Source organism: Sphingomonas faeni (assembly GCF_023195535.1).
Classification (GTDB): Bacteria; Pseudomonadota; Alphaproteobacteria; order Sphingomonadales; family Sphingomonadaceae; genus Sphingomonas; species Sphingomonas faeni_B.
Genome location: NZ_JALPNF010000002.1, coordinates 283,509 through 296,008, shown reverse-complemented (window position 1 = coordinate 296,008; position 12,500 = coordinate 283,509). Strand labels below are relative to the sequence as shown.

Annotated in this window: 11 protein-coding genes; 6 read left to right on the top strand and 5 right to left on the bottom strand. The window is 65.6% G+C overall.

The features are described from left to right. Window positions 1–242: 242 nt before the first annotated feature. Window positions 243–923 carry a DUF6445 family protein gene (locus SPHN_RS05795; protein ID WP_248521889.1) on the bottom strand — a complete coding sequence of 227 codons (681 nt, stop codon included), beginning with the start codon at window positions 921–923 and terminating at the stop codon, window positions 243–245. A 95-nt stretch (window positions 924–1,018) separates the two neighbouring features. Beyond that, a complete protein-coding gene (locus SPHN_RS05790) occupies window positions 1,019–1,855 on the bottom strand; it encodes a type 1 glutamine amidotransferase (RefSeq protein ID WP_248521888.1) in 837 nt (278 codons plus the stop codon). A gap of 155 nt (window positions 1,856–2,010) precedes the next feature. On the opposite strand from SPHN_RS05790, the gene SPHN_RS05785 reads away from it, so the two are divergent. The 6 genes from SPHN_RS05785 (at window position 2,011) to SPHN_RS05760 (ending at window position 8,198) form a co-directional block, all read left to right on the top strand. Then, a complete protein-coding gene (locus tag SPHN_RS05785) occupies window positions 2,011–4,599 on the top strand; it encodes a PAS domain-containing protein (protein WP_248521887.1) in 2,589 nt (862 codons plus the stop codon). Between the two features lie 199 nt (window positions 4,600–4,798). After that, the gene (locus SPHN_RS05780; protein ID WP_248521886.1) at window positions 4,799–5,164 is read left to right on the top strand and encodes a hypothetical protein; all 366 of its coding nucleotides are present in this window, start codon (window positions 4,799–4,801) and stop codon (window positions 5,162–5,164) included. Window positions 5,165–5,258: 94 nt separating this feature from the next. Further along, on the top strand, window positions 5,259–6,650 hold the full coding sequence (locus SPHN_RS05775) for a mechanosensitive ion channel (protein WP_248521885.1): 1,392 nt from the start codon (window positions 5,259–5,261) through the stop codon (window positions 6,648–6,650). Between the two features lie 40 nt (window positions 6,651–6,690). After that, window positions 6,691–6,975 (top strand): CsbD family protein, encoded by a 285-nt coding sequence (locus tag SPHN_RS05770; protein WP_187504463.1) that lies wholly within the window; start codon window positions 6,691–6,693, stop codon window positions 6,973–6,975. A 108-nt stretch (window positions 6,976–7,083) separates the two neighbouring features. Further along, window positions 7,084–7,932, top strand: coding sequence for an aquaporin Z (aqpZ, locus tag SPHN_RS05765; protein WP_248521884.1), 849 nt, complete (start codon window positions 7,084–7,086; stop codon window positions 7,930–7,932). Continuing rightward, window positions 7,929–8,198 carry a hypothetical protein gene (locus SPHN_RS05760; protein ID WP_248521883.1) on the top strand — a complete coding sequence of 90 codons (270 nt, stop codon included), beginning with the start codon at window positions 7,929–7,931 and terminating at the stop codon, window positions 8,196–8,198. The genes aqpZ and SPHN_RS05760 overlap by 4 nt, the downstream gene beginning before the upstream one ends. A 100-nt stretch (window positions 8,199–8,298) precedes the next feature. Here SPHN_RS05760 and SPHN_RS05755 read toward each other — a convergent pair whose 3' ends face one another. The 3 genes from SPHN_RS05755 to SPHN_RS05745 all read right to left on the bottom strand — a co-directional run bounded on the left by SPHN_RS05755 (window position 8,299) and on the right by SPHN_RS05745 (window position 12,371). After that, window positions 8,299–8,793: an Hsp20 family protein gene (locus SPHN_RS05755; protein WP_248521882.1), complete on the bottom strand. Its 495-nt coding sequence runs from the start codon at window positions 8,791–8,793 to the stop codon at window positions 8,299–8,301. 142 nt (window positions 8,794–8,935) lie between these two features. Beyond that, on the bottom strand, window positions 8,936–10,309 hold the full coding sequence (locus tag SPHN_RS05750) for an MFS transporter (RefSeq protein WP_248521881.1): 1,374 nt from the start codon (window positions 10,307–10,309) through the stop codon (window positions 8,936–8,938). Next, window positions 10,287–12,371: a glycoside hydrolase domain-containing protein gene (locus SPHN_RS05745; RefSeq protein ID WP_248521880.1), complete on the bottom strand. Its 2,085-nt coding sequence runs from the start codon at window positions 12,369–12,371 to the stop codon at window positions 10,287–10,289. Before SPHN_RS05745 ends, SPHN_RS05750 begins: the two co-directional genes overlap by 23 nt. Between the last annotated feature and the right edge of the window lie 129 nt (window positions 12,372–12,500).

The window sequence follows — 12,500 nt, the reverse complement described above, 5'->3', positions numbered from 1 at the left end:
CATCCTCGGCTGTGTTTTTCAGTGTCCTCGACGTCGTGCATGCGCGTCGATTGTCCTGAAGCCGCTGTATCCCCGAGAGGGGCCCGGCAAAAGGAATCAGCATACGTATTCACAGCCGTGTCAGCAGCTCATGCCGCGCTGCACGAACACAGATCTAGGGATGCCCTAGCCGCGCGTCGGCGCGATCACTGCCCTAGCCGCGTGTCGGCGCGACCATTGCCCTAAGCCGCGCGTCGGCGCGATCAGTCGTCGAACAGGAACAGGTTGAGCGTCAGCCGTCCCGCCAACGGATCGGCGGTAAGGACCGTTTCGGGCGGCAGATAGGCACAGTGCAGCGTATTGCCCGCATAGACGAGTGCCCGGTTGAAAACGGCGGGCTGTACCGCGATCCGTTCGAAGAGCGGCGTATCGTCGGTAATATAGGCCGCGTCGGGCAGGCCGTGCGCCTGGACTGCGGTATCCAGCGCTTCCGTAAATCGGTCGAACCTCGTCGCATCGACGCTTTCATAGCCCGTCGCGCGCTGCCGATAGAAAGCGGTGCCACCCTGTTCGCCGTGGCCAAGGAACAACAGCACGGCGATGCGCCGCGGCTCGACGCCATCGAAATGCGGCAGGCGCTGGATCGGGGCGAGGTCGGCGGGCGCGGTGGTGACGAGAGAATAATAGGCTTCGGAAATCGCCGGGGCGGAATCGAGCCCGAAATGTTCGGCCAGCAACGGTGCGATCTTCCGTCGCATCGTTTCCGCCAGTCGAGGGGGTACTGCCGCGCGAACGCCGGGATAATGCGGTCCGATCACACCCATGCGAAGGCTCGCGGCATCGTCGCGCAACGCGTCGGGATCCGACCAGAAATCGTCGATAACGATCACCGGCCGCTGTTCGAAGCCTTGGCGATGGAGCGTGATGGTGGATGCGTCGGTCATTTTCCTATCCATGCCGTTGTCAGGACCAGAGGCAAGTTCCCGATACGATTCGCCCCGGGGGGCATCGCGTTCGTCGGGATTGCATGCGGTCGCGGTCAGCGCCCGGCGAGATGATCGAGGAAATTGATAAGCTCGGTTCGGCGCAGCGTCTCTTCGGCGAAGGCATGGTCGACGCCCAAGGCCCATAATAGCGAGCGGCGATCGGGTGCGTCGTGAAGCGCGTCGAGCAACGCCGCCTGCCGTTCGACATCGGCATCGCTCTCGGCAAGTCCCGCGTCGACGATGTCGGACGACTGGCGACGCAACGCGATGGCGATCTCGCCCGGCGCCAGTTCGGGGTGATATTGTACGCCCCAGAAAACCCCGCCGTCATGGCGGATTTCCGCGGCCTGGACGGCAGTGACCGCGTTGCTGGCCAGCAGGGTCGCATCCGCGGGAAGCGTCTCGACCTCGTCGCCGTGGATCGCCGGCGCGTCCCAACTCGCGGCCCGGCCTGCGAGTAAGGGGTGATCGCGGCCTGCCTCGGTCGGCGTGATGCGGCGCGCGATACCGGCCTCGAGCCGTTCGGGCATTCTACGGACGGTGCCGCCGGCCGCGGCAACCGCGATCTGCAACCCGGCACAGGATCCGAACGATGGCGTGCGCGATGCAAAGACCATGCGCATGAAAGCGATCTGGCGGCGAACTTCCGGCGTGTCGTCATAGACATGCATTGGCGATCCGGTGACGAACACCGCATCGAAGGCATGCAGCGCGGCGGCGTCGAACACGTGTGCGCCCTCATCGGCAGGGGCAACGATGGTAATCGCGGCATCGGGTCGGAGCTGCCGCAGCGTCGCGGCATAGGTCTCGCCCGAACTCTTCCCCGCATGTCGGCGCCGCGCCTCGCGCTCGTCTGCCGTCTCGCTTTCGGCCACCAGAAAATTCGGCAACGACCATCCTCTATGAAAAACGTCCTCGGGGTGCTCAACGCGCCGCGTCGCGGTTCGACGGCAGCGGTCGGATAAATCTCGGCGAGCAAGGCTCCATTGCAGCCATCCGGGGCGTCGCCTAGATGTCAGGGACTTAGCGACAATCGAGGCGGGCTTTGACCGATACGACCGACAGCACCGTCCAGGGCGTGCCGAAAATGACGGCGGACGCCGAGCGCATCGCGGCCCAGGTGCTGGGGCAGGATGTCGGGACCGATCCGTTCGTCGCGGCGGTGCGGGCGACCCGGATGCCGATGATCATCACCAATCCGCGCCTTCCGGATAATCCCGTGGTGTTCGCCAACGATGCGTTCTGCCGGCTCAGCGGCTATCTGCGGGAGGAAATTCTCGGGCGTAACTGTCGGTTCCTGCAGGGGCCTGAAACCGATCCGGATGCGGTCGCGAAGATCCGCGATGCGGTGCGCCGCGCCGAATCGATCGAGATCGATATCCGCAATCATCGCAGCAATGGCGAGCTGTTCTGGAACCGGCTGTTGATGGCGCCGGTGTACGATACCGAGGGCGTACTGGCGTATTTCTTCGCCAGCCAGGTCGACGTGACGATCGAGCGCGAGAAGTTGCATGGCCTGGAAGTCAGCAATGCGTCGCTGATGGCGGAACTGACCGATCGCCTGCGGCTCCAAAAGGAGCATGAGCGCGAACTGGCGTTCACGCTCAAGGCAGCACGGTTCGGCACCTGGACGCTCGATGTGGTCAGTCGCCAACTGATCGCGTCGGAAACCTGCAAGGAGATTTTCGGGCGTCCGCTCGATCAACCCTTCACCTATGACGAGCGGTTGCAGGTCATCCATCCGAACGACCGCGAAAAAAGCGCGGCCGAAGTCCGTCGGTGCATCGCCGAGGGCAATGACTACGACGTCATCTATCGTATCCTCCGGCCGGACGGCGAGGTGCGCTGGATCGCATCGCGCGGCCAGCCTTTCTATGATGCCAAGGGCGAGGCGTTGCGGATCGCCGGCGTGTCGACCGATATCACCGAGCATCAACGCAACGAGATCATGCGCGCGGGCCTCGTCGAACTCGGTGACGTCTTCCGCGATATCGATCAGCCGGACGACATTGCGTTTGCTGCGGCACGGATCATCGGCAGCACGCTCGAGGCCAGTCGCGCCGGCTTTGGCGAAATCGACCTCTCGGCTGAGACGGTGACGATCGTCCGCGACTGGAGCGCCCCCACCGTGAAGCCGCTCAAGGGCGTTTTCGCGCTGCGCGGCTATGGCTCGTACATCGACGACCTGAAGCGTGGTGACGAGGTTTGCATCGAGGACGCGCGGACCGATCCGCGGACCGTCACGACGACAATCGCGCTCGAAGCGCTCGACGCGCGGGCGATCATCAACATGCCGGTCATGGAGAATAGCCGCCTCGTGGCGATGCTGTACGTCGGGTCGGCGGCGTCGCGACGCTGGCGACCGGACGAGGTCGTATTCATTCGCGAAGTTGCCGAGCGGACGCGGATCGCCACCGAACGCCGCCGCTCGGAACATGCGTTGAGCACGCTCGCGGCGTCGCTCGAACAGCAGGTCGCAGCGCGGACGAGCGAGCTGCAGACCGCCGAGGACGCCCTGCGTCAGTCGCAGAAGATGGAGGCGGTCGGCCAGTTGACCGGCGGGGTCGCGCACGACTTCAACAACCTGCTGACCGTGATCCGTTCGGCTACCGATCTACTCAAGCGTCCCGATCTCAGCCCCGAACGGCGGGAGCGGTATATCGATGCGATCTCCGATACCGCCGATCGCGCCGCGAAGCTGACGGGTCAGTTGCTCGCCTTCGCGCGCCGTCAGGCGCTGCAGCCCGAGGTGATCGATGTCGGACAAAGCCTGCGGGTTATTTCCGACATGCTCGGCACGCTGACCGGATCGCGAATCGTCATCGCCATCGATATTCCCGAGACGCCCTGTTTTACCAGCGTCGACCCGAGCCAGCTGGATACCGCGCTGGTCAACATGGCGGTCAACGCGCGCGATGCGATGGAGGGGGCGGGGCGGATCGACATCACGGTGCGGTCGGCGACGCGCATTCCCGCCGTTCGCTCGCACCCGGCGGTCGAGGGGCGGTATGTCGCGATCGCGATGGCCGACAGCGGATCGGGGATCGAGCCCGACAAACTGGAGCGCATCTTCGAGCCGTTCTTCACGACCAAAGGCGTTGGGCAGGGCACCGGTCTCGGCCTCAGTCAGGTGTTCGGGTTCGCCAAGCAATCCGGTGGCGACATCACCGTCGAGAGCGAGGTCGGGCGAGGCACGGTGTTCACGCTGTATCTCCCGCAGGTCGACCAAGGCGCGCTGGCCGAACTCGATGAGGTGGGCGAGGGGCTTGCGGATGGCCACGGCACCTGTGTCCTGGTGGTCGAGGACAATAAGGAGGTCGGCACCTTCACCACCCAGTCGCTCGCCGAACTCGGGTACGTGACGGTGTGGGCGGGCAACGCACAGGAGGCATTGGCCGAACTCGCCGCGAACGCGACCCGGTTCGACATCGTCTTTTCCGATGTGGTCATGCCCGGGATGAATGGCATCGAACTGGGAAAAGCGATCCGTGACTGCTACCCGACGCTGCCCGTAGTCCTGACGTCCGGCTACAGCAACGTGCTGGCGCAGGACGGCACGCACGGGTTCGAACTGCTTCACAAGCCGTATTCGGTCGAGCAGCTTTCCCGCATCCTCAGCAAGGCTGTCGGCTGAAATCCAGCACCGGCCGGTCCGCCGCCCGGTGCCGTGTTCGCGCGATCGACCCAGTCCGCGGATGGTATAATTCGCATGGTCCGATAGTGCATCACTACCTAGGATACATCCCGCTGGCTGCTTGTTATGCGTTTGGGAAATATGGGTTTTACGTCCGATCGGACGGAAGCCGCATGGCGCCCGAAGACAGGGGCTTATCATGATTCAGCATCGTAGTTTCGCATGCATCGCAGGGGTTCTCACGGTCGGGATGGGCGCGTTGTCGCTGTCCGCGTGCGTCAACCCGTCGGCAAAGATCGCGACCTCGCTCGAGGGCTATGGCTTCCAGCCGGCGCAGTCGCAGTGCGTCGGCGACCGACTCGAGGCAAACCTGTCGCTCGGGCAGCTCCAGCAACTTGGCCGTGCCGCCAAGGCATCGCGCGAAGGCGACACGACGCCGGGACTCCTGACGGTGAGCGATTTCATCCGCGTTTCCGGCCAGGTCAAGGATCCCAAGGTACCGCTCGAAGTCGGCAAGGCCGCGGCGGCGTGCGGTATTCTGGCTGATCCGGCATCGCCGCTCTGACGTAACAGGATCGGATGCGGCATCGGCGTCCGTTCGGAGGATGCCGCGTATCTTCCGGAACCAGGCCCCGTAGAGGGTTTCTAGGGACACTATCATGCAAGACGTAACCTATGCGGGCGATACGGTCGTATCGAACACCCGCGACTTCGGGGCGCAAGCTTGGAGCTACGTGGAAATCTGGACGCCGCGGATCATCGCCGCGCTGATCATCCTGATGATCGGCTGGGCGATCGCCCGCGCCGTGAAGTGGGGCGTCGCCAAGCTCGTCAACAAGACGCCGCTCGCGATTCACGCCAACGAACCGAACGCCAACCCGCGCAACCCGACCACGATCGGCGCGCAGGTTGGCGATGCCGCCTATTGGGTGGTTCTGCTGATCGCGCTGTTCCTCGCAACGCAGCCGCTGGGGCTTGCCGGCGCGACCGGCCCGCTTGGTGACATGCTTCAGGGGTTCGGCCAGGCGGTCCCGCGGATTATCGGCGCCGCGCTGATCTTCTTCCTGGGCTATGTGCTTGCCAAGGTCGCCAAGAAGGCGGTCGAGGCGGTCATCACGGCCAGCCATGTCGAGCGCTTCTCGACGCATGTCGGGGCGACCAGGCCGAGCGATCCGACCATGCTGCCCCGGACCATCGGTGGCATCGTGTTTGCGCTGATCATCATTCCGGTGTCGATCGCGGCGCTCGACACGCTGAACATCGCGGCGATCTCGCAGCCGGCAACTGCCATGCTGCGCATCATTCTCGATGCCATCCCGCACGTCATCGCCGCAGGCATGATCCTCGCCGTCGCCTATGTCATCGCCAAGTTCGCGTCGCGCCTGTTGACGCAGTTCCTGGCCACGACCGGTTTCGACCGGACGATCGGCTCGATCGGCATCTTCGGCAGCGCAGAGAACCGCCAGCTCGGCACGACCGGTCCCTCGCTCGTGCCGTCCAAGGCCGTGGGCACCGGCGCGTTCGCCGCGATCCTGATCTTCGGCCTGATGGAAGCCTTCCGCCAGCTGAACTTCGCCTATGGCTCGCAGATCATGGCCGAGGTGCTGACGCTGTTCGGGCAGGTCGTGTTCGGTGCGATCATCATCTTCGCATCGGTCGTCATCGCGCGCATCGTAGCCCATGCGGTCGAGCGTAACGGCGACCAGGGCACGCGCGTTGCGGCACCGGTCGTGCGGATCGCGATCATCGTGCTCGGCACGGCGATCGGCCTGCGCTTCATGGGCCTGGCTGACGACATCATCAACCTGGCGTTCGGGTTGCTGCTCGGTGCGATCGCGGTGGCTTTTGCACTGGCTTTCGGGTTGGGCGGTCGCGATGCGGCGGGCAATGCGGTTAAGCGTATGCTTGATGGAGCCAAGGCTGGCGACAACGCCGCCACCAAGCGTTCGCTCGGCGAAGAAACGACGGCAGATTCGATGAACCGTCCGCAATCCGCATCGTTCGAGGATCGTAACGACGCGCGCGACGTTACCGACACGCCTCGTTTCTGATTACCTCTCTTCAAACCATTATCAACCAAGGAGACTATCCATGAACACCGATACCCTCGCAGGCGCAGCAACCGATTTCGGCGGCAAGGCCAAGGAAGCTCTCGGCACCGCGACCGGCGACAAGTCGCTGAAGAGCGAAGGCGTTGCGGATCAGTTGGGCGGCACCGTCCAGAAGACCGTCGGCCAGGCCAAGGACGTTGTCGAAGACAACATCCGTCCGCTCGTCGACTATGTGCGCCAGTTCTCGAAGGAGCGTCCCTTCACTGCAGCAGCGGTTGCCGGCGTCCTCGGCATCGCGCTGATCAACACGCTCCGCGGCAAGTAAGCCGTACGGGCTGAGCCCTAAGGGGCGGCGGATGGCCACGGCCACCGCCGCCCTGATTTTCGAGGATCAGAGACGCCCGTCAAGGCGTCCTGTACGAGGCACAAGAGGATGACCGAAGCGTCACAGGTTCGCGCCGTTGCAGGAGCAGCGCGGCGCCCGCGTCCCATCGCCACCGCGCGCCGTCTGGTAGCCGAGACGATCGGGACTTTCTGGCTGGTTCTTGGTGGTTGCGGCGCCGCGGTGCTGGCAGCCGGCACCAGCGTTCCCGGTTCGATCGGGCTCGTCGGCGTCTCGCTCGCCTTCGGCCTCACCGTCTTCACGATGGCGTTTGCCGTCGGCTTCATTTCCGGCGGGCATTTCAACCCCGCAGTCAGCCTGGGCCTGACGATCGCCGGGCGGTTTCCCGCGCGCGATCTGCCTGGCTATGTCCTCGCGCAACTCGTCGGCGGGATTCTTGCCAGCGCAGCGCTTGCAGCGCTCGCATCGGGTACGGCCGGTTTCGACCTCGTCGCCAGCGGGTTCGCGGCCAATGGTTATGGCGCTCATTCGCCGGGCGGTTACAGCGCCGCTACCGCGTTTCTCGCCGAGGCGATCCTGACCGCGGGTTTCCTGACCGTTATTCTCGGCGCCACCGATGAGCGCTCTCCCGCAGCGTTCGCGCCGCTCTCGATCGGCCTCGCGCTGACGCTCATCCACCTGATCTCGATCCCGATCGACAATACGTCGGTCAATCCCGCGCGCAGCACCGGCCCCGCCCTGTTCGTCGGCGGCTGGGCGCTGTCGCAGCTCTGGCTGTTCTGGCTCGCACCGCTGACCGGTGCCGCCGTTGCCGGGTTGCTCGGCCGCTGGCTGTTCGCGCATACCGACGAAGATCAGTCGCCCGGCCCGATCGGCGATACCCCGGTCGAGATGCTGGTTGGCGACGACCGCACCTTCGCGGAAGGAGGTCGCGCATGATGGAGCACGGCGATCACAGCGATTACGATGCGGAGTTCGACGAGACCCATCACGAGTTCCGTTCCGAGGAGGAATGGGAGGGCCTGTGGAATACCGAGGAGCGCAACCGCGATACGCTCCGCAAGATCGAACTCGGGCTGGTCGTCGTCGCGACCGCCGCCGCACTGGTGGTCCTGCGCGGCGGCTGGTTGCGGCTGTCTTCGCGGCCGAACCACGTCGTTCCGTCTGCCGCCGATATCTACGTCAAGCCGCCACCGCCACGGTGAAACCGCATACGGCTCGCCGACTTCGGGCCGTATCGAAGGCAAAAAAAGGGCGGTTGCCAGCGTCGTAGCCGGCAACCGCCCTTCGATTGTGCAGGACCGATCAGGCGGCGTTGCGGTCCGCCTGATGATCCTCGATCCGGACCTCGGCATCGCGCGCGAGATCATTGGCTGCGGCGCCCGTGATCTCGATCCGGCGTGGCTTCATTGCCTCGGGTATCTCGCGCTTCAGGGCGATCCGCAGCAGCCCGCTGTCGAAGCTCGCGGTCTGTACCTGCACGAAATCGGCGAGCTGGAAACGCCGCTCGAACGCCCGTGTCGCGATCCCGCGGTGGACGAAGCGGCCTTCGTCGCGGTCGTCCGGCTTGCGCCCGCTGACCGTCAGCTGGTTGTTCTGCGCGACGATCTCGATGTCGTCGGGTCTGAACCCGGCAACCGCGAGCGTGATCTGATAGCTATCCTCACTCTCGCGTTCGATGTCGAACGGCGGATAGCCATCGACCGGCTCGGTCCGCGCACTCGCCTCCAGCAGGTCGAACAGCCGGTCGAAACCGACGGTGGACCGACGATAGGGCGTGAAATCGAAGTTCGTCCTCATATCCAAATCCTCCTCATGAGCAATCTGAGCACGAGGAGCACCGGGAGAGCCGGTGCCCTCAGTCACCGGACCGATTAACGCGTCCGGCGCAAGCAAAATAATTCGGCCGATTACCGCATCAAGATCGGGACAGAATTTTTTTTCACGGGGCATTCCCGGACGGCCGCGGTCGCGACGCTCGAGGAAACCATGACGAGCGTGCGGTAAACCCGTCCGGCGATCGTCGGCGCCTTAGACATACCAGCAACGCTAGACATGATAGCGCGCCGCATAATGGCACGGACCATGCCAGCGTCATCAACTGATCGCCTTGGTTTGGTGTCAGCCGTGCCGTGGCGTTCCATCCGGTCAGCGATAGACCATGGCCGAGCAGCGCACCGCTGAGACCGCCGCCCGTTTTCAGCGTCAACAGCAGCAATGCGACCGGAAGCCCTTCGAACCGCGTGCCGGTATCGCGTTCCCCGTGATCGATCGCGTTGGCGAGCGCCGCCCAGAGCATCATCTGCAACCCCGCATTCCCGACGCCGAACACTGCGATGCCGGCGATCATCGCCGCGGATCCGGTCGCAAAAAGCGTCAGGCCGGCTGCGGTGGTGGCCAGCGCGAGACCAAGCACGTGGCCTTGCTCGAAACGCCGGGCCACCCACATCCAGCTGGGCAGCGCGAGGAGTTGCGAGAGCGCCAGCATAGTCAGCGCCTTGCCGGTCCAGCCCGGATCGTGAAATATCCCCTTGCCGATATAGGCGAAGGAGCGCGCGAAGAACGGTAGCGTCAGCGCCTGGACGAAGCCGAGCGCCAGCAACAGCAGCAGCGGCCGGTTGCCGAGGATCCAGGCGAGCGGCGCGCGCGGAGCCGAGGCGCCAGGTGCGACCACCGATCGCGGTGCGGAAGCAGCCGACAGCCAGAGGGTCGCGACATAGGCGAGGGCCGCACCGCCGGTGACGGCGAGCAGGCCATAACCACCGCCGTCGGCCGCCGGATCGACGAACGCGCGCGCGAAATGTGCGACGGTCAGCGCACCGAGGCAGCTGAACATATACCGCAAGCCGGACAGCGTCGTCGCGGCGCCCGGCGCCCGCGTCATCCGCATCATCAGCGCGTTGTGCGCGACGTCGCACACCGAATAGGCGGTGCGGAACAGCAGCACCGTCACGGTCGCCCAGACGAGGATCGCCGGTCCGCGCCAGCCGGGATCGAGGAAGAACAGCGTGAAGAACACCCCGACAAGGGGCGCACCGACGAACAGCAGTCGCCGGTACAGCCCAAGCCGGTCCGCGGACCGATCGACCAGCCGGCCGAGCAGCGGATCGCAGAGGCCGTCCCACACCAGCCCGATCATCACCACCAGCCCGGCCGCCGCTGGCGACACGCCCCAGCGTTCGGTCAGGACGAACAGCAGGAAGACATCCATCGTCGACGCGAGGACGTTCTTGCCGAAATTGCCGCTCGCATAGCCGATCATCCGGGCCCGCTGGACCGGGGGATCGACGACTTCAGCGGGGGCGGCTTGCTCCATCCTTTGGCGTCTTAGCGGCGGCGTCTTGCAGTTGCGGGACAATTCTTACCGTCGTGATCGTCAGCGTGCCGCCGCGGAGCAGGTCGGCGTGCTGGAAGCGATAGTTCTGAAGCGGCCGTCCGTTGAGGCTGGCCTGCGTGATCCGGCCGTCCTCGGGCCCCAAGCGCCGGATCGTCAGCGTGCGGCCCTTGCCGAGATCGATGTCGGAGCGGGCGAACGCCGGGGTCGTCACGACGTACCATGGCTCGCCGGGTACCAGCGGATACAGGCCGAGCGTCGCGAACACGTACCAGGCGGTCATCCCGCCGGCATCGTCGTCCATCCCGTCGGCGAACCCCTGCGGCGACAGCGCGAAGCTGCGGCCGACGAACGGCACCGGGAGCTTGCCGCTGTTGGTATAGGGGTGCGCGATCGGTTTGGTTAGGATCGTCCGGATCAGATCGGCGGTGGGTTGCGGCTGGCCCAGCGCGGCGAACATCCAGGGCACCTGGATATCGGGCTCGTTGGTCATGTTGAACAGCCCAGCGTCGAAGAAGTGGTGCAGTTCGCCGAGCAGTCGATCGCGCCCGACCGTTTGCATCATCCACGGCAGGTCGAAGATCGGCGCCCAGCGATATTGCCACAAGGTGCCCTGGTACAGCCCGCGTGCTTTGACCACGTCGCCGTCCGCGCCGGGGGTCTGGAACACCGATCGCCACATCGGGCGGTAGCTTTGCGCCTTGGCAGTGAAAGTCTTCGCGAGGTCGGTGCGGCCGAGATCGCGTGCGAGTTCGGCGGTCGCCCAATCGTCATAGGCGGCCTCGATCTGCTCGTCGGGCGTGCCGCGCTTGAGCGTGTCGCTGTCCGCCGCCATTCCGGCCAGCGCGGCGGCCGCGTCGAACGCGATGCCCTTGCGGTGCATGTCGAGCAGCGCGATCCCGGCATGCTCGGTGCGGACCGTCAGGAAGGGTTCGTGGGGAGTCGACCATTGCGCTTTACCGTTCGCATAGAGCGCGACCAGCGACTGCGCGATATCGGCGCTGCGCTCGGGCTGGAGCAGCGCGAGCAGCGGCATCTGGGTGCGGTAATTGTCCCATAGCGACCAGTTGGCGTAGCGCGTCCGGCCCTTGGGCGAGGTCTGCACCGCGCCGTCATTGTCGCGGTGGCGCCCGTCGGGATCGTCGATCGCGACCGGGGTTTCCATGACGCGGTAGAGCGAGGTGTAGAACAGCGCACGCTGGTCTCGCGAGCCGCTCGGCACCACGCGGCCGAGGACGCGGTTCCAGACGGCGCGTGTTTCGGTCGCGACGGCGGCGAGGGACTTGTTGCCGACTTCCGTGTCGCGGACCGATGCTGCGCCGCGTCCGTCGACGGTCGAGAGCCCGGTGCGGACCTCGATCGTGTCGCCCGCTTTGCCGGCGATGCGGAGCGTGGCCAGATCGTTCGGGCCGGCGGTCAGCGTCTGGTGGATCCGCCGTCCGTTGACGAGGATGCGGCTGGCGCTGTGGAAATGATAGGCGCCCTGATCGCAGACCGTGCCCGCGACGAGGTCGGCGCGGAGGTCGTCACTGGCGAGGCTGCCCCAGCTGGCGGCCAGACGTTTCGAATAGCTGTGGCGCGGGTCGATCCGCAGGTCGACCGTGCCGGCGCGGGGCAGGGTGAAGCGCAGCACGCCCGCCCCCCGTGTCGTTGCCATTTCGGCCAGGATGCCGCCGGCGTAGCGGACGCGGTAGGTGCCGGGATGCGCGGCTTCGCTGGATTTGTCGATCAGTGCCGGGCCGGTCTGGCCAGCATAGCGCAGCGAGATCATCAGGTCGCCGCCTGCGCCGCCGCAGCCGACTCCGACGCCGCGGGTGTGCGAGAAGCCGAGCAATGTGGTCGCGGCATGGTCGTAGCCGGCGTGGTTGGCGGGGCTGGTGTCGGGGCCGAGCTGCATCATGCCGAACGGTGCGACTGCGGCGGGGGAGAGTTGGCCGAAATCGGCGAGGGTGCCGACGAAGGGGTCGACCAGGTCGGCGGGGGTTTCTTGCGCGGTGAGGGCGGCGGGGGTCGCGAACAGGACGAGAAGCAGCGGATATTTCAACCACCCCGGCGAAGGCCGGGGCACAATTGGAAAGGTCGACGTGACGGAGCGCGATCCCCGGTTATGGCCGTCCCCCAATTGGGCCCCGGCCTTCGCCGGGGTGGAGGCAGGGGTGTTTGTCGTGCTGGA